This is a genomic window from Streptomyces sp. NPDC059718 (assembly GCF_042733315.1).
Taxonomy (GTDB): Bacteria; Actinomycetota; Actinomycetes; order Streptomycetales; family Streptomycetaceae; genus Actinacidiphila.
Map to the genome: position 1 here is coordinate 1 of NZ_JBHWGA010000037.1, position 23,958 is coordinate 23,958.

The following is a 23,958-nucleotide window of genomic DNA, read 5'->3' on the forward strand; positions in this document are numbered from 1 at the left end:
GCCCGGCACCGCGTGCGCGGTGCCGGGCCGCCTTGTGCCCTGGTCCGTGCGGGCCGCCTTCCGGGGCGGCCGCCGGGGGAATGAAACGTCCCGCACCGCTGTCCTACCGAAGGGTTCGGGTTCTACTGGGAGGTACCCGGTACGCCCGACGATGTCCGCGATGGAAGGAATTCCGGCCATGCCCGAGCAGGACGCAGGGGACGAGCGCGAGTACCGCGTCGAGCACGACTCGATGGGCGAGGTGGGCGTCCCGGCCCACGCCAAGTGGCGCGCGCAGACCCAGCGCGCGGTGGAGAACTTCCCCGTCAGCGGACGCGGGCTGGAGCGGTCCCACATCGAGGCGCTCGCCCGGATCAAGGCGGCCGCGGCCAAGGTCAACGCGGAGCTGGGCGTCCTGGACAAGGACGTGTCGGAGGCGATCCAGGAGGCCGCCGCCGAGGTGGCCGGGGGGCGCTGGGACGGGCACTTCCCGATCGACGTCTTCCAGACCGGTTCGGGCACCTCGTCCAACATGAACGCCAACGAGGTCATCGCGACCCTGGCGAGCGAGCGGCTCGGCCGCGACGTGCACCCCAACGACCACGTCAACGCCAGCCAGTCCTCCAACGACGTCTTCCCCTCCTCCCTGCACATCGCCGCGACCGCCGCGGTGACCGGCGACCTGATCCCGGCGCTGGAGCACCTGGCGGCGTCGCTGGAGCGCAAGGCCGCGGAGTTCGCGGACGTCGTGAAGTCCGGCCGTACGCATCTGATGGACGCCACGCCGGTGACCCTGGGCCAGGAGTTCGGCGGCTACGCGGCCCAGGTCCGCTACGGGGTGGAGCGGCTGCGGGCCTCGCTGCCCCGGCTGGCGGAGCTGCCGCTGGGCGGCACCGCGGTCGGCACGGGGATCAACACCCCGCCCGGCTTCTCGGCGGCGGTGATCGCCGAGGTGGCGCGGACGACCGGGCTGCCGCTGACGGAGGCGCGGGACCACTTCGAGGCGCAGGGCGCCCGCGACGGGGTCGTGGAGACCTCCGGGCAGCTGCGCACGATCGCCGTGGGCCTGACCAAGATCGCGAACGACCTGCGCTGGATGGGCTCCGGCCCGCGCACCGGTCTCGCCGAGATCGCCCTGCCGGACCTGCAGCCCGGTTCGTCGATCATGCCGGGCAAGGTGAACCCGGTGATCCCCGAGGCGGTGCTGATGGTGGCCGCGCAGGTCATCGGCAACGACGTGACGATCACCACGGCCGGCGCCGCGGGCAACTTCGAGCTGAACGTGATGCTCCCGGTGATCGCCAGGAACGTCCTGGAGTCGGTGCGGCTGCTCGCCAACGTCTCCCGGCTGCTGGCCGACCGCACGGTCGACGGGATCACGGCGAACGTGGAGCGCGCCCGTGAGTACGCGGAGTCCTCGCCGTCGGTCGTGACCCCGCTCAACAAGTACATCGGCTACGAGGAGGCGGCCAAGGTCGCCAAGCGGTCGCTGGCCGAGCGGAAGACCATCCGCGAGGTGGTCCTGGAGTCCGGCTACGTCGAGCGCGGGCTGCTCACCCTGGAGCAGCTGGACGAGGCGCTGGACGTGCTGCGGATGACCCGGCCCTGACGGCGCGCCGCGCCGTCGTCCCGGCCGTCCCCGGTGCCCGGCGTGACGAACGCTCGGCTCAAGGGTGACGCCCCCGTAACACGGGGTCCGTAAGATCCGTTCATGACAGCGGACATCCTTCTTCCCCGTGGAGCGGGCCAGGACGGCGGCGCGGGCCACTGGGCCCCCGGCGAGCAGGTGCTGTGGCGCTACCGCGGCAACGGCAGCGACGCGGTGCACATCTGCCGTCCGGTGACCGTGGTGCGCGACGACCCGGAGCTGCTGGCGGTGTGGATGGCGCCGGGCACCGAGTGCGTCAAGCCGGTCCTGGCGGACGGCTCGCCGATCCACCACGAGCCGCTGGAGACCCGCTACCTCAAGCCGCGCACGACGTGCGTGGACCGCTGGTGGGGCGCGGGCGTGCTGAAGCTGGCGCGCCCGGACGAGCCCTGGTCGGTGTGGCTGTTCTGGGAACAGGGCTGGCGCTTCAAGAACTGGTACGTGAACCTCGAGGAGCCGCGGCACCGCTGGCCGGGCGGGGTCGACTCCGAGGACCACTTCCTGGACATCCACGTCACCCCGGACCGGGGCTGGCAGTGGCGGGACGAGGACGAGTTCGCGCAGGCCCAGGCCGCCGGCCTGATGACGGCGGTCACGGCGGAGCGGGTACGGGAGGCCGGCCACCGGGCGGTCGAGGTGATCGGCGCCTGGGGGCACCCCTTCCGGGACGGCTGGGAGCACTGGCGTCCGAATCCGGCGTGGCCGGTACCGGCCCTTCCGGTTGACTGGGATCGTCCGGCAAGGTGACCGCGTGAGCGGCTTGCCGGGGACCCCTGCCCCAATCGTAAGATCGTGGCCCATAGTGCTGCACAAAACACAGGCTCACACTAGAGTTTGACGCTATGTCACCAAGGTCATACGGGAGGCCCGGGCTGTGGGAGTCGGCGGCTACGAGGACATACAGCTGGACCGCACCGGCCAGGCCGAGGGGTTCGACGCCATAGGTGACCGCTACGACGAGGCCTTCCCGCACAAGGAGGGCCAGGTCGCCGCGGGCGAGTGGCTCCTGGCGCAGCTCCCGGCGGGCTCCCGCGTCCTGGACCTCGGCTCCGGCACGGGGCTGCCGACCTGCCGTCAGCTGGTCGAGGCCGGACACGAGGTGACGGGTGTGGACCTCTCCGCGGGGATGCTCTCGCTCGCCCGCCGGCACGTGCCCCGGGCGACCTTCCTCCAGGCCGACATCGCCGACCTGCGGGCCGGTGGCCGCCACGGACCCGACGGCCCGGGGGACCCGGGCCGCTTCGACGCCGCCGTGGCCTTCTTCTCGCTGCTGATGCTGCCTCGGGCGGAGATCCCGCTGGCCCTGCGCAGCGTCCACGACCTCCTCCTCCCGGGCGGGATGTTCACCCTTTCGATGGTGGAAGCCGACGTGGATGACTTCGCGATTCCGTTCCTTGGTAACACCATCCGGGTATCGGGTTATCTACGGGATGAATTGCGCCAGGTGGTGGCCGACGCGGGATTCACGGTCCTTAAGGAGGATTCGTACGCGTACGCGCCGCACACGACCGAAGTGCCGCCGGAGGAGCAGCTCTTCCTGCACTGCCGACGACCCGCCTGACGCGGCCGCCCCGCCACGTGCCCGGCACGTGACGCACCCGACCGGATGGAACGACCAGCGTGAGCACGGAGCGCATTTCTGAGCAGGCCGCCGTCCAGGGGACGACGGCCGGCCCGGCACGTCCGGGTGACACCGAACCGGTACCGGATCCACGGGCCGGCTTCCGGCTGCCCGCGGACCCCGCGCCGGGCGGCGAGTCGGGCGCGTCCACGGCCGGGGCACCGGCCCCCGGGCGGTCCCCGGACCCGTCCGCGGCGGGCGACCGCCCGCGCCGGGGCCGCCGGAGCGGCGGCGCCAAGCGCGGCGCGGCCGCCGGCGGGGCCGGCGATCCCGGCGGCACGGCCATGCCGCCGGCGGAACGTCAGACCCCCTCCGATCCCCCCGCGTCGGCCCCCGCCAAGCCCGGCCGTGGCGGCCGGCGTGCGCGCGGCGGACGCACCGCGCGGCAGTCCTCCGAGGTGCGGGACCGTCAGGCCGCCCGGGTGGTCGCGGGCGAGGGGCTGGCCACCGTCCAGCACATGGCCGCCGCCCCCGCGGACGGCGCCCGCGGACGGCAGACCGTACGGCTGCGCTCCGCCGACGCCCCCGGCGGCGCCCCGGCCACCGGTCCGTCCTTCGACGGCTCCGCGGGCCGGGACCGGCGGGCCGCCACCGCCATGGCCGCTCCCGTGGAGCCCGGCCGCCGGGCCACGGCGGGCGGCGGGACCCCGGGCGTCCCGGGTGTCCCCGGTCCGACGCAGCCGGAGGGCGGCGAGCCGCGCACCCGGCAGCGAACCCCCGACACGACGCTGCCCACGTCCCGTACGACGGGCCGGCAGGGCGGCCGCGGGGGCCACGCGGGCGGGCACCCCGTCGACGAGGACTCCACCGGCGGCCAGCCGCTGAAGAAGATCGGCCCGCAGAACCGCGGCCGGGCGGGGCAGGCGGAGACCGAGCGGCTGCGCTACGTCGGCGCGGCCACCCGCCGCATCGCCCGCGGCCTGGACCTGGACGAGATCGTGCTGGGCCTGTGCCGCTCCGCGGTGCCCGCCTTCGCCGACGCGATCCTGGTCTACCTGCGCGACCCGCTGCCGGTGGGCGACGAGCGCCCCTCCGGCCCGCTGGTCCTGCGGCTGCGGCGCACCGACCGCGTGCCGGACGAGAACGCCCCGGAGCCCGTGGAGGGCCTGCTCATGCCGGTCGTCCCCTCCACGGAGGGCGCGTACGGCGCTGCCGCCGAGGTCGTGACCGTCCCCATGGACGGCGCCCTGGCCGAGGTGCTGCGCGGGGTGCGCCCGGTGTTCTCCGACAGCGCGCAGGCCACGGCGGCCCTCCACGAGCTGGTCGGGGGCTGCCGGCAGGCGGAGTTCGGCGAGACGTTAGACCTGCCGACCGGACGCCGGGCCGTCCTGGCACCGCTGCGCGGCCGCCGCCGGGTGATCGGCGCGACCGTGCTGCTGCGCCGTCCCGAGCGGGCCCCGTTCGATCCGGACGACCTGCTGATCGCGGCCCAGCTGGCCACCCACACGGCGCTCGGCGTGGACAAGGCGGTGCTCTACGACCGCGAGGCGTCCATCGCCGACTCCCTGCAGCGCGAGATGCTGCCGGACTCCCTGCCGGAGCCCACCGGGGTCCGGCTGGCCAGCCGCTACCTGCCCGCCGCCGAGTCGGCGCGGGTCGGCGGCGACTGGTACGACGCGATCCCGCTGCCCGGCAGCCGGGTGGCGCTGGTGGTCGGCGACGTCATGGGCCACTCCATGACCTCGGCGGCGATCATGGGCCAGCTGCGGACGACCGTGCAGACCCTGGCGGGCCTGGACCTGTCGCCGCAGGAGGTGCTCTACCACCTGGACGAGCAGGCCCAGCGGCTCGGCCAGGACCGCATGGCCACCTGCATCTACGCGGTCTACGACCCGATAGCGCACCGGGTGACGATCGCCAACGCCGGCCACCCGCCGCCGGTGCTGCTGCACGCCAGCGGCCTGGCCGAGGTGCTGCGCGTGCCGCCGGGCGCGCCGATCGGCGTGGGCGGCGTGCCCTTCGAGGCGGTCGAGCTGCCCGCCCCGGCCGGGGCGACGCTGCTGCTGTACACCGACGGCCTGGTGGAGTCCCGCACCCGTGACGTGTGGGGCGGCATCGAGATGCTGCGCGAGCGGCTGCACACGGCGTCCGCGGTGCTGTGCCCGCCGCCGCTGGAGCCGCTGTGCGACGAGGTGCTGGAGATCGTCGGCCCGGGCGACCGGGACGACGACATCGCGCTGCTGGCCGCCCGCTTCGACGGCATCGCGCCGCGCGACGTCGCCTACTGGTTCCTGGAGCCGCGGCCGCAGACGGCCGGCCGGGCCCGGCGGCTGGTGCGGCAGGCGCTCAGCCGCTGGAACCTGGAGCCGCTGGCCGAGGCGACCGAGCTGCTGGTCAGCGAGGTGGTCACCAATGCGGTGCGGTACGCGGAGCGGCCGATCACGCTGCGGCTGCTCCGTACCGACGTGCTGCGCTGCGAGGTGGGCGACGACGCCCCGACGCTGCCGCGGATGCGCCACGCGCAGCCGCAGGACGAGGGCGGGCGCGGGCTGTACCTCGTCAACCGGATGGCGCAGCGCTGGGGAGCGACCCGGCTGAGCGCCGGGAAGGTGGTCTGGTTCGAAATGGGCATTCCGGGCGGTGCCGACCGGTAGACACTCCGTATCGGTACACGTTTTATTTTTGGACATTGTCCAGATCCATGACGTGAAGTCATTGCCCGGCGTGCCGAGCCGGTGATTCAGTGTTTGTGTGGTCGTTAGCGACCAGGAGCCCCCGACGGACTCTTCCGAAGATCGACGGGAGGACACACTCACATGAGCACCCCCTACACCACCAACAACGCCGGGATCCCGGTGGAGAGCGACGCGCACTCGCTCACGGTGGGCTCGGACGGCCCCATCCTCCTCCAGGACCACTACCTGATCGAGAAGATGGCGCAGTTCAACCGCGAACGGGTACCGGAGCGTGTGGTGCACGCCAAGGGCTCGGGCGCGTACGGCGTCTTCGAGGTGACGAACGACGTCAGCCAGTTCACCAAGGCCGACCTCTTCCAGCCGGGACGCCGCACGGAGATGCTGGCCCGCTTCTCGACGGTCGCCGGCGAGCTGGGCAGCCCCGACACCTGGCGCGACCCACGCGGTTTCGCCCTGAAGTTCTACACCGAGTACGGCAACTACGACATGGTCGGCAACAACACGCCGGTCTTCTTCGTGCGCGACCCGATGAAGTTCCAGGACTTCATCCGCAGCCAGAAGCGCCGCCGCGACAGCTCACTGCGCGACAACAACATGCAGTGGGACTTCTGGACGCTGTCCCCGGAGTCGGCGCACATGGTCACCTGGCTGATGGGCGACCGCGGCGTGCCCAAGTCGTACCGCCACATGAACGGCTACAGCTCCCACACCTACATGTGGGTCAACGGCGGCGGCGAGCGGTTCTGGGTCAAGTACCACTTCAAGACCGACCAGGGGATCGACTTCCTCACCCAGGAGGAGGCCGACCACTACGCGGGCGCCGACGGCGATCTGCACCGCCGTGACCTGTACCAGGCCATCGAACGCGGCGAGCATCCCTCGTGGACGCTGTACATGCAGATCATGCCGTTCGACGACGCGGCGGACTACCGGTTCAACCCCTTCGACCTCACCAAGGTGTGGCCGCACGGCGACTACCCGCTGGTCGAGGTCGGCCGGATGACCCTGAACAAGAACCCCGAGGACTACTTCATCCACATCGAGCAGGCCGCCTTCGAGCCCAGCAACATGGTGCCCGGCATCGGCCCCTCGCCGGACAAGATGCTCCTCGGCCGGCTCTTCTCGTACGCCGACACCCACCGCTACCGGATCGGCCCCAACTACGCGCAGCTGCCGCCGAACCGGGCCCACACCGAGGTGCGCTCGTACGCCAAGGACGGGCCGATGCGCTACGAGCCGTCGCGCACCGCCGCGCCGTACGCGCCGAACTCCTTCGGCGGGCCCGAGGCCGACATCCGGCGCTTCGGCGACCCGGCCGGCTGGGAGGTGGCGGGCAACATGGTGCACGAGCCGTACAAGCTGCACCGCGAGGACGACGACTTCGGCCAGCCCGGGACGATGATCCGCCAGGTCCTGGACGACGCCGCCCGCGACCGGCTGGTCTCCAACGTGTCGGGCCACCTGAAGAACGGGGTCAGCGCCCCCGTCCTGGCCCGCGCGGTCGAGTACTGGCGCAACATCGACAAGGAGGTCGGCGACCGCATCGCCGCCAACGTCAACGGCCTGTGAGCCGGACCTCCCCACGGCCGCAGCCCCGGTGCACGTGATGTCCGTCCGTGCCCCGGGGCTGCATCGCGTCCGGCCGGAACGGAACCGGGCGGGCCCCGCGCGCATCCCATCGGCATGAGGACGAGACGGTGGGCGAGGGCGGGGGCCGTCATACCCCTGGTGACGGCGGTGGGCTGCGGGGTCCTGGGGGCGGACGGCCCCGACTGCACCGACATCGGGGCGGAGTCGGGGGTGCGGCTCGTGTTCGACACGGAGCCCGGCACGACCTACCGGCTGTGCGCCGGCGCGGTGTGCTCGCGGAGCGGAACGGGCGACGGACAGGAGATGCTGCTCGCCCTGGACCTGCCCGAAGCGACCGGGCCGAAGCGGGTCGCGGTGCGCTTCACCGGCACCCCGCAGAATGCCCCGGGGACCGCGACCAAGCCCGCGGTGGACGAGCGCATCGACGTCACGCTCAAGAAGTGGCAGCCGAACGGCCCGCGCTGCGAGCCCACCGCCTATCAGGCCCATCTCGGGTACGAACCGGGAAAGGGCCTGTTCAGGAAGGGTTAGGTCACCGGCTCGCCACTATGCATGAGGTCTATACACCGTAGGTATACGCGTCGTGTAGAGTCCTCGGTCATGAGCATCGGCCACACCCTGCTCGGACTCCTGGAGTCCGGCCCGCGCCACGGATACGACCTGAAGCGGGCATTCGACAACAAGTTCGGCCACGACCGCCCGCTGCACTACGGCCAGGTCTACTCGACGATGGCGCGGCTGCTGAAGAACGGGCTGGTCGAGGTCGACGGCATCGAGCCCGGCGGCGGCCCGGAACGCAAGCGGTACGCGATCACCGAGGCCGGGATCACCGACGTCGAGAAGTGGCTCGGGCAGCCGGAGAAGCCCGAGCCCTACCTGCAGAACACCCTCTACACCAAGGTCGTCCTCGCGCTGCTCACCGGGCGCAGCGCCGCCGACCTCCTCGACACCCAGAGGTCCGAGCATCTGCGGCTGATGCGGGAACTGACCGGACGCAAGCGGCACGGCGACTTCGCGGACCAGCTCATCTGCGACCACGCCCTGTTCCACCTGGAGGCGGACCTGCGGTGGCTGGAGCTCACCGCCGCCCGCCTCGACCTACTCGCGGCGGAGGTAGCCGAGTGAGCACCACGGAGAACCTGATGGAGGCCGTCGACCTGCACAAGGCGTACGGCCCGACCCCGGCCCTGGACGGCGCGGAGTTCGCGATACGCGCCGGGGAGGTCGTCGCCGTCATGGGGCCGTCCGGCTCCGGCAAGTCGACGCTGCTGCACTGCCTGGCCGGCATCGTCCGGCCGGACTCGGGCAGCGTGCTGTACCGGGGACGGGACCTGACCGCCATGAGCGACGCCGAGCGCAGCGCGCTGCGCCGCGGCGAGTTCGGCTTCGTCTTCCAGTTCGGCCAGCTCGTCCCGGAGCTGACCTGCGTGGAGAACGTGGCCCTGCCGCTGCGGCTGAACGGCACCCGGCGCAAGGAGGCCGAGGCGCGCGCCAAGGAGTGGCTGGCCCGGCTGGAGGTCGACGACCTGGCGGGCAAGCGCCCCGGCGAGATCTCCGGCGGCCAGGGCCAGCGGGTCGCCGTGGCGCGGGCTCTGGTCACCGGCCCGCGGGTGGTCTTCGCCGACGAGCCGACCGGCGCCCTGGACTCCCTCAACGGCGAGCGGGTGATGCGCATGCTGACCGACGCCGCCCGTGACACCGACGCCGCCGTCGTCCTCGTCACGCACGAGGCGCGGGTGGCCGCCTACTCCGACCGCGAGGTCGTCGTCCGTGACGGCAAGTCGCGCGACATGGAGAGGGTGGCATGAGCACCGCCCACCCGCCCCCGAACGGCGGCGCCCTCGCCACCTGGGTCCGCGACCTGGGCCTGGGCGTCCGCTTCGCGGCGACCGGCGGCCGCGAGGGCTGGACCCGCACCCTGCTCACCGCGGTCGGCGTCGGCCTCGGTGTGGCGCTGCTGCTGGTGGCGGCCGCGGTGCCCGCCATGCTGAGCGCCCGCAACGACCGCGGCTACGACCGCGACTACTCCTGGTTCAAGGACCCGCCCCCGCGGACCGCCGCCACGGTGCTGTACGAGTCGGCCGACACCAGCTTCCACGACGACGCCATCCGGGGTCTGCTGCTCAAGGCCGACGGCGACCGGCCGGTGCTGCCGCCGGGCGTCGACGCCATGCCCGCGCCCGGCGACATGGTGGTCTCCCCCGCGCTGAAGAAGCTGCTCGACCAGCCCGGCAGCAAGCTGCTGCGGGAACGGCTGGACTACCGCGTCTCCGGCGTCATCGGCGACCAGGGCCTGCTCGGACCCGCCGAGCTGACGTACTACGCGGGCAGCGACAAGCTCGTCGCGCGGAGCCAGGACGGGTCCACCGGGAACGCCACCCGCATCACGCACTTCGGGCGCGGCGAGGCGAAGCCCGAGCCGCTGGGCGGGGTGCTGAGCCTGCTGGTCGTCATCATCGTCGTCGTCCTGCTGATGCCGGTGGCCGTCTTCATCGGCACCGCCGTCCGCTTCGGCGGCGAGCGCCGGGACCGGCGGCTGGCCGCACTGCGGCTGGTCGGCGCGGACAGCAGGACGACCCGGCGGATCGCGGCCGGCGAGGCGCTGTTCGGCTCCCTGCTCGGACTCGTCGTGGGCACCGGGATCTTCCTGTGGGCCCGGCAGTTCTCGCCCGATGTGACGCTGTACGACATCAGCCTCTTTCCGTCCGACATCACGCCCGGTCCCGGGCTGGCCGCGCTGGTGGCGGTGGCGGTTCCGGGGGCGGCGGTCGCGGTCACCCTGCTGGCGATGCGCGGCATCGCCATCGAGCCGCTCGGAGTGGTGCGCAACGCCACCCCGCACAAGCGCCGGCTGTGGTGGCGGCTGCTGATCCCGCTGGCCGGCCTCGCACTGCTGGCCCCGCTGTTCGGGAGCATCTCCCAGGACAGCGAGATCAACCCCTACCAGGTGACGGCCGGCACCGTCCTGCTGCTGGTCGGTCTCACCGCCGTGCTGCCCTGGCTGGTCGAGTCGGTCGTCGGCCGCTTCCGCGGCGGGTCGCTGCCCTGGCAGCTGGCCACGCGCCGCATCCAGCTCGACAGCAGCGCCGCCGCCCGCATGGTCAGCGGCGTCACCGTCGCCGTGGCGGGGGCGATCGCCCTCCAGTCGCTCTTCACCGGGGTGCAGAGCGACTTCGTCAAGGAGACCGGCGAGGACCCGGAGCGCGCCCAGCTCAGCATCGCGCAGACCGTCGGCAGCGGGACGGAGGCACAGCGCGTGGAGAAGGCCTTCGCCGACACCCCGGGCATCCGCGCGGTGCTCGGCGTCGTCCAGGGCGACGCCGTCCAGGGGAACGCCTCGACGCTGAAGTCCGACGACATCCGGTACGCGACCCTGGTCGTCGGCGACTGCGCGACGCTGCGCGAGCTCGCCGAGGTCGGGGCCGGCTGCGCCGACGGCAACGTGTTCCTGGTGTCCGATCCCGGTGGCTACGGCGACATGAGCTTCGCCAGGCCCGGCAGCACGCTCGATCTGAACACGCCGGTCACGGACAAGTACACCGGCACGCCGCAGCCGTGGCGGATCCCCGCCGACGCCCGCCCGGCGAAGTCCCGTGTGGCGCCGGACGGGAACCAGGAGTGGGGCGTGCTGGCCACCCCCGGCGCCCTGGACGTGGCGGCCCTGCGCACGCCCGTCGTCCGGCTCATGCTGAGGACCGACCCGGGCTCGCCGGACGCCGTCGAGCACGCCCGCAACACCGCCGCGCGCATCGATCCCGGGCTCTCCGTCTACGAGTTGCAGACGACCCGGGAGGAACGCAAGTTCGCGACCATCCGGCGCGGGCTGTTCATCGGCGCCACGGCCACCCTTGCCCTGATCGGCGCGAGCCTGCTGGTCTCCATGCTGGAGCAACTGCGCGAGCGCAGGAAGCTGCTGGCCGTCCTGGTCGCCTTCGGCACCCGGCGGTCCGTGCTCGGTCTGTCGGTGCTCTGGCAGACCGCGCTGCCGGTCGCCCTGGGGCTGGCCCTCGCCGTCGTCGGTGGTGCGGGACTCGCCGCGGCCCTGCGGAAGATGGTGGGCCTGAGTCCCCACGTCGACTGGGCGAGCGTGGGCGCCATGACCGGCGCCGGTGCGGGAGTGGTCATCCTGGTCACGGCGCTGAGCCTGCCGCCGTTGTGGCGGATGATGCGTCCGGACGGTCTGCGGACGGAGTGACGCCGGCGGCCCGCGGCCGTCAGCGGGCGAACCGTACCGGCAGCGGCGCCAGGGCACCGCGCAGCGCGGAGGCGAAGGCCTCGAACTCCTCCGCGCGCGCGGTGCCCGCGCGCATCGCCAGCGCGATGCGCCGTGACGGCGCCGGGTCGGCGAAGTACCCCGTGGCCAGCTCCGCGCTGCGTCCGGTCTCCACCGGGACCGCCGTCCTCGGCAGCAGGGTCACCCCGAGCCCGCCGGCCACCAGCTGCACCAGCGTGGACAGCCCCGCCGCGGTCGTGGTGGCGGTCGCCCCCTCGGTGCGGCCCGCCTCCCGGCAGACGTCCAGCGCCTGGTCGCGCAGGCAGTGCCCCTCCTCCAGCAGCAGCAGGTCCAGCTGCCGCAGGGCCGTGCGGGGGATGTCCATCCGTCCGGCCAGCCAGTGGTCGCGCGGGGTGACCAGGACGAAGTCCTCGTCGAAGAGCGGCAGTTCGGCGACGGCGGGGACACCGAGCGGTACGGCGAGCAGCAGCAGGTCCAGCCGGCCCGCCGTGAGACCCTCCAGCAGCGAGGACGTCTGCTCCTCGTGCACCTGCAGGTCGAGCTCCGGGTACGTGTCATGCGCCAGCCGCAGCACGGTCGGCAGCAGATAGGGCGCCACCGTCGGGATCACCCCGAGCCGCAGCACCCCCGTGAAGGGCGCGCGCGCCGCCTCCGCCTCGTCGAGCAGGTCGCCGACCGCTCCCAGCACCGCCCGGGCCCGGACCGCGACGCGCTCCCCCGCCGAGGTCAGCAGCACCTTGCGGGTCGTGCGCTCCACGAGCACCACCCCGAGCGCCTCCTCCAGCGCGGCGACCGCCCCGGACAGCGCCGGCTGGCTCGTGCCGATCGCCGCGGCCGCGTCCCTGAAGTGCAGGTGCTCGGCGACGGCCGCGAAGGCCCGCAACTGGGACAGGCTCGGCTGGCGCTGGCTGCCGCGCTGACTACTGATAACCGCCTCCGATCAACGACCTCCAGTCTAGTTGCGTACGCGATCAATGACCGCCGGGCCCGGACGGCTGCCCGCCCCCTGTGGCGCCGGTCACTCTGCGCAGCGGCTCGTCAGAGCCTCACTCGTCGATAAGGGGTTCCGATCAATGCGACCCGCCGGGGCGATTTCACTGATCAATGGGCTCATGACAGGGTGAGCGGGACCCATCGAGGGACCGTGCGGCCACCCCGCGCCCGGGTCCCGACCCTCCCTAGGAGTACGTGTGCTCACCGTCGGTGACAAGTTCCCCCTGTTCGAACTGACCGCCTGTGTGGACCTCGACCCCGAGAAGGCCTTCGCCCAGATCGACCACAAGTCGTACGAGGGCAAGTGGAAGGTCTACTTCGCGTGGCCGAAGGACTTCACCTTCGTCTGCCCGACGGAGATCGCGGCGTTCGGCAAGCTGAACGACGAGTTCGCCGACCGTGACGCGCAGATCCTCGGCTTCTCCGTCGACTCCGAGTTCGTGCACCACGCCTGGCGCAAGGACCACGATGACCTGCGCGACCTGCCCTTCCCGATGCTGTCGGACATCAAGCGCGAGCTGTGCACCGACCTCGGCATCCTCGGCGAGGACGGCGTCGCCCAGCGCGCCACCTTCATCGTCGACCCGAACAACGAGATCCAGTTCGTCATGGTGACCGCCGGTTCCGTGGGCCGTAACCCCAAGGAGGTCCTGCGGGTCCTCGACGCGCTGCAGACGGACGAGCTGTGCCCCTGCAACTGGAAGAAGGGCGACGAGACCCTCGACGTCGTCAAGCTGCTGGCCGGTGAGTGACCGTGGCGCTCGATGAGCTGAAGTCCGCGCTGCCGGACTACGCCAAGGACCTCAAGCTCAACCTGGGCTCCGTGATCGGCAACTCCGAGCTCCCCCAGCAGCAGCTGTGGGGCACGGTGCTGGCCACCGCCATCGCCTCGCGCTCGGCCGTCGTGCTGCGCGCGCTGGAGCCCGAGGCCCGCGAGAACCTCTCGCCGGAGGCGTACCAGGCCGCCAAGGCCGCCGCCGCCATCATGGCGATGAACAACGTCTACTACCGGACCCGGCACCTGCTGTCGGACCCGGAGTACGGCAACCTGCGGGCCGGTCTGCGGATGAACGTCATCGGCAACCCGGGCGTCGACAAGACCGACTTCGAGCTCTGGTCGCTGGCGGTCTCGGCGATCAACGGCTGCGGGATGTGCCTCGACTCGCACGAGCAGGTGCTGCGCAAGGCGGGCGTCGAGCGCGAGACGGTCCAGGAGGCCTTCAAGATCGCCGCCGTCGTGCAGGCGGTCGCGGCGACGCTGGACGCCGAGGCGGTCCTCGCCGGCGCGTGACGCGTGTTCCTGCGGGCCCGGCCACCCTTCGGGGGGCCGGGCCCTTCGGCCGTCCCGAGGGGCGGCCGCGGCACCGGGTGGTCACACCGTCAGACGGTCTCCCCCGGCGTGGCGTCGGGGAGTCCCCGCGCGCCGACCGGCGCCACCTCTGCGGCCGTCGCGCCGTGCGGTGCGGGCTCGTCGGCCATCGCCGCCTCCCGGGAGTGGGCCCGCAGGTAGCCGACCACGGTGTTGGTCACCGCCACCAGCGGTACGGCCACGACCGCCCCGCCGATGCCCGCGATGAGCGAACCGGCCGCCACCGACAGGATCACGCCGAGCGGATGCACCCGCACCGCCCGGCCCAGGATGAACGGCTGCAGGATGTGGCCCTCGATCTGCTGCACCAGCAGGACCACCACCAGCACCATCAGCGCCGTGAACGGACCTTCCGTCACCAGCGCCACCACCATCGCGATGACGCCCGAGGCGACCGCGCCGACCAGTGGGACGAACGCGGCGAGGAAGATGATGACGGCCAGCGGCACCGCCATCGGCACCCCGAGAATGCCGATGCCGATGCCGATGAAGATGGCGTCGATCAGGGCCACTATCACCGTGCCGCGCACGTAGAGGGTGAGCGTGCGCCAGGCGCGCGGCCCCGCGCCGCCGAGCCCGTCGCGGGCGTCCACGGGGAAGAGCTTGAGGAACCAGTTCCAGATGTTCCGGCCGTCGTAGAGCAGGAAGAGCGTGCTGAACATCGCCAGGAGGATGCCGGTGAGCATCTCCACGACGACGGTGACGCCCTGCAGCCCGGCGTCGGTCAGCGCCTTGGAGTTGGTGCCGATCGCCTCCTGGAGGTTCTTGGCGATCTGGTTGATCTGGTCCTCGGTCACGTGGAACGGGCTGTTGAGCAGCCAGCGCTTCAGTTCGGTGATGCCGTCCTGGAGGCTGTTGGAGAGGTTGTCGATGTTCTCCATGACCTGCCAGACCACGAACCAGCCGACCAGGCCCATCATCACGAAGCCGCCGATGAAGACGATGGCCGTGGCGAACCCGCGCGGCACCCCCAACCGCTTCAGCCGGCCCACGAAGGGCTGCAGCAGCGCGGTGATCAGCAGCGCGGCGACGAAGGAGAGGACGACCAGCTGTATGGTGCCGATCACCCGCATCAGCACCCAGACGGTGCCGGCCAGCACCAGCAGCCGCCAGCCGAGTTCGGCCGCGACCCGCATGCTCCACGGCACCCGGGCGACCGGGTCGCCGGGGCCGGAGGCGCGCGGCGGGTACCGGCGCGCGGTCTGCTCCTCCTGACGGCGGGACTCCTCGCGGGCGCCCTCGGCCGCGGCCCGGCGCTGTTCCTCCAGCCTCCCGGCGAGCTTGGCGAGCTCCGCCGCCAGCCCGGAGCCCCATTGGCGCTTCTCCGACATCGCTTCCCCTGTCCCCCGCCCCCCGGTCTGTCCGTCCGCACCACCGTAACGCGCAACGAGCCCCCGATCCCTCAAGGGGTCGGGGGCTCGTCGGCGATTTGTGGATGTACGGCCTAGTACCAGTGGTTGGCCTGCCAGAACGACCAGGCACCGCAGGGGCTGCCGTACCGGCTGTTCATGTAGTTGAGGCCCCACTTGAGCTGGGTACCGGGGTTGGTGCGCCAGTCGGCGCCCGCGGAGGCCATCTTGGAGCCGGGCAGGGCCTGGACGAGGCCGTAGGCGCCGGAAGAGGCGTTCGTCGCGGTGTAGTTCCAGCCGCTCTCACGGGTGACGATGTTGGAGAAGCACTGGTACTGCGCGGTGTCACCGATGAGCCCTTGGGCCATGGCCTGGACTTCGGCGACCGTGTACGAGGCCTTCACGACCAGCGCGGCGCGCTCCGCGGCGCGGGAGGCCTCCTTGGCCTTGCGGTCGGCCTCGGCCTTCTCCTCCGCCTTCTTGCGGGCGGAGGCGTCCTTGGCGGCCTGCTTGCGCGCTGCCTCCTCGGCGGCCTTCTTCGCACCGGCGTCGGCGGCGTCGGACTGCGCCTGCACCTGCTGCGTGAGGGAAGCCTGCTGAACCTGCTGCCCAGCGGGTATGTCCGCGAGGACGGTGGTCGCATCGGCGGCGGCGACGGGCTGTACGACACCCTCGCTGCCGGAGGCGACACCGACGACGGCGCCCACAGTGGTGACCGCAGTGGCCGAAGCCACCGCGAATCCCCGGACCGAGATCCGGCTCACACGGTTTCCTTCCAGCGTCGCCCGCTTGGTGACCTCGCGGACGCGATCGTGCCCCTCCGCACTGGCTTCCTGCTGCACCGGTCACAGAAGCACTGGCCCGGTGCGGCTCCCCCGACGGGGCGGGAGTGCGCTGATTCAGTTCGGGCGGCCCACGGCGAACGCTGTTCAGTTCTGAGGTTCCGTACGTTTGCGGGTACGGGTGTGCCGAGGGCGGGGGCCTGACAGAACCGACAGCCTGCCGTAGGCGGACGCGTCCACGCAATTCCCCGTTGCGTGTCAAAGCTCACACGCCACGTGGGCCACGGAAATTTCCGTTACGCATCCGTAGCCTCCGCACACAGCGCTAGGCTGCTGCGCCCTCGCGGCGCAGCAGCCTAGCGGACCGTCAACTCGCCTGTTACGCCCGCCCGTCCTCCAGCATCTCCGTCACGAGCGCGGCGATCGGCGAGCGCTCGGAGCGGGTCAGGGTGATGTGCGCGAACAGCGGGTGGCCCTTGAGCTTCTCGACGACGGCGACCACTCCGTCGTACCGACCCACCCTCAGGTTGTCGCGCTGGGCGACGTCATGAGTCAGGACAACCCGGGAATTTTGCCCGATACGGGACAACACGGTCAGCAGGACGTTGCGCTCCAGGGACTGCGCCTCGTCGACGATCACGAAGGCGTCGTGCAGGGAGCGGCCCCGGATGTGCGTAAGGGGCAGGACCTCCAGCATGCCGCGCGCCACGACCTCCTCGATGACCTCCTTCGACGTCACCGCGCCCAGGGTGTCGAAGACCGCCTGGGCCCACGGGCTCATCTTCTCCGCCTCGGAGCCCGGCAGGTAGCCGAGCTCCTGACCGCCCACGGCGTACAGCGGCCGGAAGACCATGACCTTCTGGTGCTGCTGACGCTCCAGCACCGCCTCCAGCCCCGCGCACAGCGCCAGCGCCGACTTGCCGGTGCCGGCCCGGCCGCCCATCGACACGATGCCGACGTCCGGGTCGAGCAGCAGGTCCAGCGCGATCCGCTGCTCGGCGCTGCGGCCGTGGATGCCGAAGGCCTCCCGGTCGCCGCGCACCAGCCGGACCCGGCCGTCGGCCGTGACCCTGCCGAGCGCCTTGCCGCGGTCCGACTGCAGCACCAGACCGGTGTGCACCGGAAGCCCGGCCGCGTCGGGCACGTCGACCGTCTCCTCCTGGAAGAGGTCGTCCACCTCCTGGGCCGAGACCTGCAGCTCGTGCATCCCCGTCCACCCGGAGGTGATCGCCAGCTCGGCCCGGTACTCCTCGGCCAGCAGGCCGACGGAGGAGGCCTTGACGCGCAGCGGCAGGTCCTTGGAGACGACGGTGACGTCGTACCCCTCGGCCTGGAGGTTCCGGGCCACCGCGAGGATCCGCGAGTCGTTGTCGCCCAGGCGGAACCCCGCGGGCAGCACGCCCGGGTCCGAGTGGTTCAGCTCGACGCGCAGGGTGCCGCCCAGCTCGCCGATGGGGATGGGTGCGTCCAGCCGCCCGTACCGGATCCGGTACTCGTCGAGCAGCCGCAACGCCTGGCGGGCGAAGTAGCCGAGCTCGGGGTGGTGGCGCTTGGCTTCCAACTCGGTCACCACCACGACCGGCAGGACCACCTCGTGCTCGTCGAAGCGGAGGAGGGCATGCGGGTCGGCAAGCAGCACGCTGGTGTCGAGTACGTAAGTGCGCCGGTCGTGCTCACGGCGATTCTTGCTGGTCACCACGTGTGGACGAACCCCCTCGGAAGAGGTCGGGGTGCGACGGCGTCGCGCGGGACAGGGCCGGGACCGACCAGGAGGGCCGGACCGCGGCCCTTCGAGTCGACGCGGTCAATGCCGTCCGAGTCAAGGGTTGACAACGGCACATCCGTGAGCAAGGGGCCTCCCGGGCGGACGGGCCAGGTGCCGTCCGCTTCTGTCCGACATCCATGGGCCGGATGTCGGTCTGACGGGTCTATTCCCTCGAAAGTGGAGGCCTATGCGACTGCATATGACAGGTGTTGGCCCGGGCCCTACCCTTGGCGCCCCGCCGCCCGATGTTCGCGCCCCCGTCGCCGGGACGTAATCCGGCCACCGCCCCTTCGGCCGTTCGCCGCAACCCCGGTGTGGCGCATCTCTCCCCGGCAGGGCCGTTCGGGTGACCCCGGGAGCCGGGGTCCGCCCTCAGGTTCCGTAGCGCCGGTGCCGCGCCGCGTAATCACGCAACGCCCGCAGGAAGTCCACCCTGCGGAACGCCGGCCAGAACACCTCGCAGAAGTAGTACTCCGAATGCGCGCTCTGCCAGAGCATGAAGCCCGACAGGCGCTGCTCGCCGGAGGTGCGGATGACGAGGTCGGGGTCGGGCTGGCCGCGGGTGTAGAGGTGCTCCGCGATGTGGTCGATGTCGAGGATCTCCGCGAGGTCCTCGATGGAGGTGCCGCGGCCGGCGTGCTCGTGGAGGAGGGAGCGGACCGCGTCGGCGATCTCCTGGCGGCCGCCGTAGCCCACGGCGACGTTGACGAGTATGCCCTCGACGCCCTCCGTGGCCTGCTCGGCCTCCTTGAGGACGGACTGGGTGCGGGCGGGCAGCAGGTCCTTCGCGCCGACGTGGTGGACGCGCCAGCGGCCGGTCGCGGCGAGCCCGCGGACCGCGTCCTCGATGATGCCGAGCAGCGGGACGAGTTCCTCCGCCGGGCGATCCAGGTTGTCCGTGGAGAGCAGCCAGAGCGTGACGACCTCGACGCCGGTCTCCTCGGACCAGCCGAGGACCTCGGTGATCTTGTCCGCGCCGGCCCGGTGGCCCTGCTCGGTCGTCCGCGCGGCGGCCTTGGCCCAGCGGCGGTTGCCGTCGAGGATGACGCCGATGTGCTTGGGGCCCTGCGACAGGTCGAGCCGGCGCTCCACACGGTGGGCGTACAGGTCGGTCAACCTGAGACGTACCAGGTCGCGCAGATTCATTGGCGGGCCCCTCCTGCGGTCGTCACCCCTTCGCCACCCTACTGCGCCTCCCCTCGGGCCGCCGAACCGGGTGCGGGGCTGTGGACCGCCGTCGTGATAGGACCGCTTCTGTGGATATTCGTTCTCTCTACCGCGCCGCCGACGAGCGCTACGACGCGATGGCGTACCGCCGTACCGGCCGCAGCGGTCTCAAGCTCCCCGAGATCTCCCTCGGGCTCTGGCACAACTTCGGCGACGACCGCACGCTCGACTCGCAGCGCGCCATCCTGCGCCGCGCCTTCGACCTCGGCGTCACGCACTTCGACCTGGCCAACAACTACGGCCCGCCCTACGGCTCCGCCGAGAGCAACTTCGGGACCCTCCTCGCCCAGGACTTCCGGCCCTACCGCGACGAACTGGTCATCTCGACCAAGGCGGGGTACGACATGTGGCCCGGCCCGTACGGCGAGTGGGGCAGCCGGAAGTACCTGCTCTCCTCGCTGGACCAGTCCCTGGAGCGGATGGGCCTGGACTACGTCGACATCTTCTACTCGCACCGCTTCGACCCCGACACGCCGCTGGAGGAGACGATGGGCGCCCTCGCGTCCGCCGTCCAGCAGGGCAAGGCGCTCTACGTCGGCATCTCCTCCTACAGCGCGCAGCGCACCCGCGAGGCCGCCGCGCTGCTGCGCCAGATGGGCGTCCCGGCGCTGATCCACCAGCCCTCGTACTCCATGATCAACCGCTGGGTCGAGGACGACGGTCTCCTGGACGTCCTGGACGAGGAGGGCATGGGCTGCATCCCCTTCGTCCCCCTGGCCCAGGGCCTGCTGACGGACAAGTACCTGAACGGCATCCCCGAGGGTTCCCGGGCCGCCCAGGGCAAGTCCCTCGACCCCACGCTGATCACCGACGAGGTCGTGCGGAGGCTGCGCGGCCTCAACGGCATCGCCGCCCGGCGCGGTCAGTCCCTGGCGCAGCTCGCGCTGAGCTGGGTGCTGCGCGACAAGCGGATCACCTCGGCGCTCATCGGGGCGTCGAGCGTCGCCCAGCTGGAGGCCAACGTCGCGGCGGTGGGCGCCGCCCCGCTGGCGGCCGAGGATCTCGCCGAGATCGACGCGTTCGCCCTCGAGTCGGGCGTCAACCTCTGGTCCCGCAGCAGCGACGCGTGACGTCGGCGGGCGCCCTGGTCAGGACGGCAGCAGCGGTCCGGCCAGGGCGCCGGCCAGGATGAACGGCCCGAAGGGCAGCGGCGTACGGCGCTCGGCGCGGCGGGCCCCCAGCAGCACGAGGCCGGTGACCGCGCCCAGCGTGAAGGCCGCGAAGGTGCCGGCGGCGAGCGCCCCCCACCCGTACCAGCCGAGGACCATGCCCGCGGTGGGGGCGAGTTTGACGTCGCCGAAGCCCATGCCGTCCGGATTGACCAGGTGCAGCACGAGGTAGAACAGCCCCAGCACGGCCGCCCCCAGCAGCGCCCGGGGCCACGATCCCTCATGGCCCGGGAGCAGCGCGGCCGCCCCCAGCAGAGCCGCCGTCCCCGGGGCGGCGGGCAGCGTCAGCACGTCCGGGAGCCGCAGCACCGTCAGGTCGACGCGGGCCAGCAGCACTCCGAGCGGGACGAGCAGCAGCCACACCGTCAGTTCGGGCCGCCGCCCGGTGCCCGCCGCGACGGCCGCGCAGACCACGGCGGTCACCAGGGCGTAGCGCCATCCGGCGGCCGGCTTCCCGGCGTTGCGCACCGGCCCCCACCAGCCGCGCCGGCCGGCCGGGTAGGGCACGTCCGCCGGGCACCGGGTCCGCCAGGGCTGCTCGGGCGCGACGGACAGCCGGTACGCCGGACGCGGCAGGGCGAGCCCCGCGACGGTTCCCCACACGACGGCCGCGGCGATCGGATAGACATGCATCGGGCCCGACCGTACACGGGCGCAACACGCGAAGGGACGTGAGCCGCATGGGTGACCGCCGGCGCGACGGGACCGGGCTGCTGCGCCTCACCGGCGGCCGCGACACGGACGGCGAGGGGACGCCGGACGGCACGGGGATACCGCTGGAGATCGCGGCCTCCCACCGGGCCCGCACCCGGGGGCTGCTGGGCCGAACCGGGATCACCGGGGCGCTGCTGCTCACGCCCGCCGCGAGCGTGCACACCCTGGGCATGCGCTTCGCCATCGACGTCGCCTACCTCGACCGCCGCCTGCGGGTCCTCGCCGTCCGCACCATGCCGCCCGGCCGGCTGGGCCGCCCGCGGCTGCGGGCCCGTCACGTGCTGGAGGCGGAGGCCGGTGCGATGGCGGCCTGGGGCCTGGTGCCGGGGGCGGCGGTGACGGTGGAGGCGGGGACGGTGGAGGCGCAGGCGTGACCCCTTCCGCGTCCCGTCCGCTGCGGGCGGCCCTGGCGGCCTTCTAGAACCCGCCGCCGCCGAAGTCCGCGGAGTCGGAGAAGCCGGGGAAGGCGGGGGACTGTGCACCGATGACGAGGAGCAGGATCCCCGCGGCCAGGAAGATCCCCAGGAAGACCAGCGTCAGCGCCAGTTGCCCGTACGGCACCCGGTAGCCGGCCGGGACGACCAGCGCGCGCTCGGGTGCCTCGGGGACGTAGGCGACCGTCAGGTGGTCGCCCTCGATCGTCGTGCCCGGCGCCCCCGGGTCCTCGAAGCGCACGTCGCGCCCGTCGGCGGTCCGGAACTCGAAGACGAAGTGCTGCCGCGAGTGGGCCGGGCCCTCGCCCGTCGAGCCCACGGTCGTGTAGACCCGCACACAGCGCCCCTCGGCGCGGAGCCCGCCGTGCAGGGCCCGCCGTATCCACAGCACACGACGGCCCGCGCGTACCGCGACCACCAGCGGTACGAGCGTGATCAGAGCGGCCATCGCGACAAAGAGCACCGGTATCGCGGCTTCCATCGACATCCCCCGTCATCGCGCCGGGGGCGACCGCCCCCGTTGTCGTACGGAGACACGCGGCGCGCCCGGACGGTTCCTGCCGGGGCGAGTGCCGAAGCTCACCCAACCGGGGGCGTGGGAGGGAGCGTTGGCGGTGCCTCGCCGGCACTACGCTCCCGCCATGGGCCACACCGTGCTCGCCACCCCGCTGGGCGACGTCGCCCTGCACCGCCTCGGCACCCCGGCCACCGGCACCCCGCGCACGCCCGTGCTGCTGCTGCACGCCAACCCAGGCGACAGCCGGGACTACGGAGCCGTCGCGGCCGGACTCGCCGCGGAGCGCGAGGTCTTCGCCCTCGACTGGCCCGGCTACGGCCGCTCCACCGCCGCCGTCCCGCACTCCGTCACCCCCGATGGACTCGCGGACGTGGCGGAGCGCGCCCTCGACGCCATCGCTCGGGACGGCGCGCCGCGCGTCTACGTCGTCGGCAACAGCGTGGGCGGCTGGGCCGCCGTGCGGCTGGCCGAGCGCCGCCCGGCGCAGGTGGCCGGGCTCGTCCTGGTCGACCCGGCCGGTTTCACCCGGCTCACCCCGGTGACCCGCTGGTTCTGCCGTGCCGTGATGGGACGTCCGTCCCGCGCCGGGCGCCTCATCGCCCCGCTGGCCCGTGCCTACCTGGGCCGGCTCCGTACGAGCAGCGCCCGCGCGACGTACGAACGCGCCCGTGGCGTCCGTGCCGACGCCGGCCGGCTCGCGGTGCACTGCGCCCTGTGGCGCGCCCTCGCCGCGCCCGGATTCGGGCTGACCGACGTCCTGCCGGGGATCGTCCCGCCCGTCCTGCTGCTCTGGGGCCGCCGCGATCCGCTGCTCCCCGTGCTCACCGACGGTCGCCGGGCCCGCCGTTCGCTGCCGCCCGGCGCCACGTACGCGACCCTGCCCGCGGCGCACGAGGCGTACAACGAGCGGCCGGACCTGTTCCTGGCGTGCGTGCGGCCCTTCCTGACGGGGTGAGCGCGGGGAAAAGAAGACGGGCCGGTCCGCAGGGGGGGAGAGCGGACCGGCCCGAGGGGGGGGGATTCCAAGGTACCGCGCCGGAACCGCTCTCCAGGTCCAAGGTCATGAGGGAGATGTGAAGGTTCCCTCGAAGAAGTGGCTCGATCGCCGGGCGATTAGACCGAATGGCCGCGAATGCACGGACTCGTCCACCCACGCCACATCCGCACCGCATACGCTCCGTCACGGAACGCACCAGACCTTTGGCCCGGAATTTATGGGCCCTGTTGCCGCGCCTTGCCCCCGTGGGTGAGCCGTTCGGTTGACCGGGCGGCCCGCGACGCTACGACGGACGGAACGTGATCTCCACGCGGCGGTTCTGCTTGCGGCCCGTCTCGGTGGAGTTGTCGGCGATGGGGTAGTCCTCGCTGTACCCGCGCACCTGGAACGAGTGGACCGAGTTGCCGAGCGAACCGAGCTCCTGCGCCAGGATCTTGTAGACCGCGTCGGCCCGCTTCTTGGACAGCACCTTGCCGTGCTCGTACGAGCCCAGGTCGTCCGTGAAGCCGAACACGCGGATCGGCTGCGTGACGTCCTTGGCATCGATGTCGGACGCGATGGCCTTGATCCGGGCGGTGGCCGTCGCGTTCAGCTTGGCGCTGTCCCTGCCGAACAGGACGTCCGCCTGAAGGGCGTAGGTGACCGAGGAGTTCGACTCCTCGTGCCGCTCCTCGCCGTCGTCTGCCGAGGCGTCCTCGGAGGACGACGCGTCCGACACGGAGACGATGTCCAGCACCTTGGGCGGGGCCAGCGTCGCCCCCTCCGGCAGTTGCAGGTCCGGGTCGGCCGCGTCCACCTTCGTGGGCGCGGACGGCGTGGGCTGCGCCGTCGGGTCGTCGTCCGCCCGCGCGCTCGCGGCGGTGAGCGGGGTGAGTACGAGCGCGAGGCCGAGCACGGCCGCGACACCGGGACGGGGATGCGGACGGGGCACGGC

22 protein-coding genes are annotated in these 23,958 nt (G+C 72.4%); 14 read left to right on the forward strand and 8 right to left on the reverse strand.

What is annotated here, in order from left to right; translation table 11 throughout:
- Window positions 1-178 precede the first annotated feature (178 nt).
- The 9 genes from ACFV3E_RS32870 (at window position 179) to ACFV3E_RS32910 (ending at window position 11,669) form a co-directional block, all read left to right on the forward strand.
- Entirely contained in the window at window positions 179-1,588 is a 1,410-nt protein-coding gene (locus tag ACFV3E_RS32870) for a class II fumarate hydratase (RefSeq protein ID WP_500538013.1), read from the forward strand.
- A 102-nt stretch (window positions 1,589-1,690) separates the two neighbouring features.
- Window positions 1,691-2,374 (forward strand): cytidylyl-2-hydroxypropylphosphonate hydrolase, encoded by a 684-nt coding sequence (fomD, locus tag ACFV3E_RS32875; protein WP_500538015.1) that lies wholly within the window; start codon window positions 1,691-1,693, stop codon window positions 2,372-2,374.
- A 127-nt stretch (window positions 2,375-2,501) separates the two neighbouring features.
- Window positions 2,502-3,188, forward strand: a complete 687-nt coding sequence (locus ACFV3E_RS32880) for a class I SAM-dependent DNA methyltransferase (protein WP_500538017.1) — start codon at window positions 2,502-2,504, stop codon at window positions 3,186-3,188.
- A 59-nt stretch (window positions 3,189-3,247) separates the two neighbouring features.
- Window positions 3,248-5,842, forward strand: a complete 2,595-nt coding sequence (locus ACFV3E_RS32885) for an ATP-binding SpoIIE family protein phosphatase (protein WP_500538019.1) — start codon at window positions 3,248-3,250, stop codon at window positions 5,840-5,842.
- Window positions 5,843-6,004: 162 nt separating this feature from the next.
- Window positions 6,005-7,453: a catalase gene (locus ACFV3E_RS32890; protein ID WP_500538027.1), complete on the forward strand. Its 1,449-nt coding sequence runs from the start codon at window positions 6,005-6,007 to the stop codon at window positions 7,451-7,453.
- A 114-nt stretch (window positions 7,454-7,567) separates the two neighbouring features.
- On the forward strand, window positions 7,568-8,005 hold the full coding sequence (locus tag ACFV3E_RS32895) for a hypothetical protein (protein WP_500538029.1): 438 nt from the start codon (window positions 7,568-7,570) through the stop codon (window positions 8,003-8,005).
- Window positions 8,006-8,074: 69 nt separating this feature from the next.
- Window positions 8,075-8,599 carry a PadR family transcriptional regulator gene (locus ACFV3E_RS32900; protein WP_500538031.1) on the forward strand — a complete coding sequence of 175 codons (525 nt, stop codon included), beginning with the start codon at window positions 8,075-8,077 and terminating at the stop codon, window positions 8,597-8,599.
- A 17-nt stretch (window positions 8,600-8,616) separates the two neighbouring features.
- A complete protein-coding gene (locus ACFV3E_RS32905; protein ID WP_500372668.1) occupies window positions 8,617-9,282 on the forward strand; it encodes an ABC transporter ATP-binding protein in 666 nt (221 codons plus the stop codon).
- Window positions 9,279-11,669 (forward strand): FtsX-like permease family protein, encoded by a 2,391-nt coding sequence (locus ACFV3E_RS32910; protein WP_500538033.1) that lies wholly within the window; start codon window positions 9,279-9,281, stop codon window positions 11,667-11,669. The genes ACFV3E_RS32905 and ACFV3E_RS32910 overlap by 4 nt, the downstream gene beginning before the upstream one ends.
- A gap of 19 nt (window positions 11,670-11,688) precedes the next feature.
- Here the strand turns inward: ACFV3E_RS32910 and ACFV3E_RS32915 are convergent, their stop codons facing one another.
- Window positions 11,689-12,591: a LysR substrate-binding domain-containing protein gene (locus ACFV3E_RS32915; RefSeq protein WP_500538035.1), complete on the reverse strand. Its 903-nt coding sequence runs from the start codon at window positions 12,589-12,591 to the stop codon at window positions 11,689-11,691.
- A gap of 307 nt (window positions 12,592-12,898) precedes the next feature.
- On the opposite strand from ACFV3E_RS32915, the gene ACFV3E_RS32920 reads away from it, so the two are divergent.
- Window positions 12,899-13,453: a peroxiredoxin gene (locus tag ACFV3E_RS32920; RefSeq protein ID WP_500366726.1), complete on the forward strand. Its 555-nt coding sequence runs from the start codon at window positions 12,899-12,901 to the stop codon at window positions 13,451-13,453.
- Window positions 13,454-13,455: 2 nt separating this feature from the next.
- Complete coding sequence (locus ACFV3E_RS32925; protein ID WP_089224448.1) at window positions 13,456-13,992, forward strand: alkyl hydroperoxide reductase; 537 nt, start codon at window positions 13,456-13,458, stop codon at window positions 13,990-13,992.
- Between the two features lie 89 nt (window positions 13,993-14,081).
- Here ACFV3E_RS32925 and ACFV3E_RS32930 read toward each other — a convergent pair whose 3' ends face one another.
- The 4 genes from ACFV3E_RS32930 to ACFV3E_RS32945 all read right to left on the reverse strand — a co-directional run bounded on the left by ACFV3E_RS32930 (window position 14,082) and on the right by ACFV3E_RS32945 (window position 19,112).
- Entirely contained in the window at window positions 14,082-15,401 is a 1,320-nt protein-coding gene (locus tag ACFV3E_RS32930) for an AI-2E family transporter (protein WP_500538037.1), read from the reverse strand.
- A gap of 113 nt (window positions 15,402-15,514) precedes the next feature.
- Window positions 15,515-16,183 (reverse strand): aggregation-promoting factor C-terminal-like domain-containing protein, encoded by a 669-nt coding sequence (locus ACFV3E_RS32935; RefSeq protein WP_500538039.1) that lies wholly within the window; start codon window positions 16,181-16,183, stop codon window positions 15,515-15,517.
- A gap of 397 nt (window positions 16,184-16,580) precedes the next feature.
- Complete coding sequence (phoH2, locus tag ACFV3E_RS32940; RefSeq protein WP_500538041.1) at window positions 16,581-17,900, reverse strand: RNA 5'-3' helicase PhoH2; 1,320 nt, start codon at window positions 17,898-17,900, stop codon at window positions 16,581-16,583.
- A 438-nt stretch (window positions 17,901-18,338) separates the two neighbouring features.
- Window positions 18,339-19,112: an isoprenyl transferase gene (locus tag ACFV3E_RS32945; protein WP_500538043.1), complete on the reverse strand. Its 774-nt coding sequence runs from the start codon at window positions 19,110-19,112 to the stop codon at window positions 18,339-18,341.
- 110 nt (window positions 19,113-19,222) lie between these two features.
- Between ACFV3E_RS32945 and mgrA the strand changes: the two genes are divergently transcribed.
- Complete coding sequence (mgrA, locus tag ACFV3E_RS32950; protein WP_500538045.1) at window positions 19,223-20,263, forward strand: L-glyceraldehyde 3-phosphate reductase; 1,041 nt, start codon at window positions 19,223-19,225, stop codon at window positions 20,261-20,263.
- 18 nt (window positions 20,264-20,281) lie between these two features.
- Here the strand turns inward: mgrA and ACFV3E_RS32955 are convergent, their stop codons facing one another.
- Window positions 20,282-20,995 (reverse strand): prepilin peptidase, encoded by a 714-nt coding sequence (locus ACFV3E_RS32955; RefSeq protein ID WP_500538047.1) that lies wholly within the window; start codon window positions 20,993-20,995, stop codon window positions 20,282-20,284.
- Between the two features lie 47 nt (window positions 20,996-21,042).
- Here ACFV3E_RS32955 and ACFV3E_RS32960 point away from each other — a divergent pair, with 47 nt between their 5' ends.
- The gene (locus ACFV3E_RS32960) at window positions 21,043-21,450 is read left to right on the forward strand and encodes a DUF192 domain-containing protein (protein WP_500538049.1); all 408 of its coding nucleotides are present in this window, start codon (window positions 21,043-21,045) and stop codon (window positions 21,448-21,450) included.
- 43 nt (window positions 21,451-21,493) lie between these two features.
- On the opposite strand, the gene ACFV3E_RS32965 is transcribed toward ACFV3E_RS32960, so the two are convergent.
- On the reverse strand, window positions 21,494-21,991 hold the full coding sequence (locus ACFV3E_RS32965; protein WP_500538051.1) for a DUF3592 domain-containing protein: 498 nt from the start codon (window positions 21,989-21,991) through the stop codon (window positions 21,494-21,496).
- A 160-nt stretch (window positions 21,992-22,151) separates the two neighbouring features.
- On the opposite strand from ACFV3E_RS32965, the gene ACFV3E_RS32970 reads away from it, so the two are divergent.
- Window positions 22,152-22,982: an alpha/beta fold hydrolase gene (locus ACFV3E_RS32970; protein WP_500538053.1), complete on the forward strand. Its 831-nt coding sequence runs from the start codon at window positions 22,152-22,154 to the stop codon at window positions 22,980-22,982.
- 325 nt (window positions 22,983-23,307) lie between these two features.
- On the opposite strand, the gene ACFV3E_RS32975 is transcribed toward ACFV3E_RS32970, so the two are convergent.
- On the reverse strand, window positions 23,308-23,955 hold the full coding sequence (locus ACFV3E_RS32975; protein ID WP_500538055.1) for an OmpA family protein: 648 nt from the start codon (window positions 23,953-23,955) through the stop codon (window positions 23,308-23,310).
- Between the last annotated feature and the right edge of the window lie 3 nt (window positions 23,956-23,958).

What these genes read in the sequence shown, in the direction of transcription:
- ACFV3E_RS32905 (WP_500372668.1), top strand. Translation starts at nt 8,617, where the DNA reads ATGGAGGCCGTCGACCTGCACAAGGCGTACGGCCCGACCCCGGCCCTG.
- ACFV3E_RS32895 (WP_500538029.1), top strand. Translation starts at nt 7,568, where the DNA reads ATGAGGACGAGACGGTGGGCGAGGGCGGGGGCCGTCATACCCCTGGTG.
- fomD (WP_500538015.1), top strand. Translation starts at nt 1,691, where the DNA reads ATGACAGCGGACATCCTTCTTCCCCGTGGAGCGGGCCAGGACGGCGGC.
- ACFV3E_RS32970 (WP_500538053.1), top strand. Translation starts at nt 22,152, where the DNA reads ATGGGCCACACCGTGCTCGCCACCCCGCTGGGCGACGTCGCCCTGCAC.
- ACFV3E_RS32910 (WP_500538033.1), top strand. Translation starts at nt 9,279, where the DNA reads ATGAGCACCGCCCACCCGCCCCCGAACGGCGGCGCCCTCGCCACCTGG.
- ACFV3E_RS32890 (WP_500538027.1), top strand. Translation starts at nt 6,005, where the DNA reads ATGAGCACCCCCTACACCACCAACAACGCCGGGATCCCGGTGGAGAGC.
- ACFV3E_RS32965 (WP_500538051.1), bottom strand. Translation starts at nt 21,991, where the DNA reads ATGGAAGCCGCGATACCGGTGCTCTTTGTCGCGATGGCCGCTCTGATC.
- ACFV3E_RS32945 (WP_500538043.1), bottom strand. Translation starts at nt 19,112, where the DNA reads ATGAATCTGCGCGACCTGGTACGTCTCAGGTTGACCGACCTGTACGCC.
- ACFV3E_RS32960 (WP_500538049.1), top strand. Translation starts at nt 21,043, where the DNA reads ATGGGTGACCGCCGGCGCGACGGGACCGGGCTGCTGCGCCTCACCGGC.
- ACFV3E_RS32955 (WP_500538047.1), bottom strand. Translation starts at nt 20,995, where the DNA reads ATGCATGTCTATCCGATCGCCGCGGCCGTCGTGTGGGGAACCGTCGCG.
- ACFV3E_RS32930 (WP_500538037.1), bottom strand. Translation starts at nt 15,401, where the DNA reads ATGTCGGAGAAGCGCCAATGGGGCTCCGGGCTGGCGGCGGAGCTCGCC.
- ACFV3E_RS32900 (WP_500538031.1), top strand. Translation starts at nt 8,075, where the DNA reads ATGAGCATCGGCCACACCCTGCTCGGACTCCTGGAGTCCGGCCCGCGC.
- ACFV3E_RS32870 (WP_500538013.1), top strand. Translation starts at nt 179, where the DNA reads ATGCCCGAGCAGGACGCAGGGGACGAGCGCGAGTACCGCGTCGAGCAC.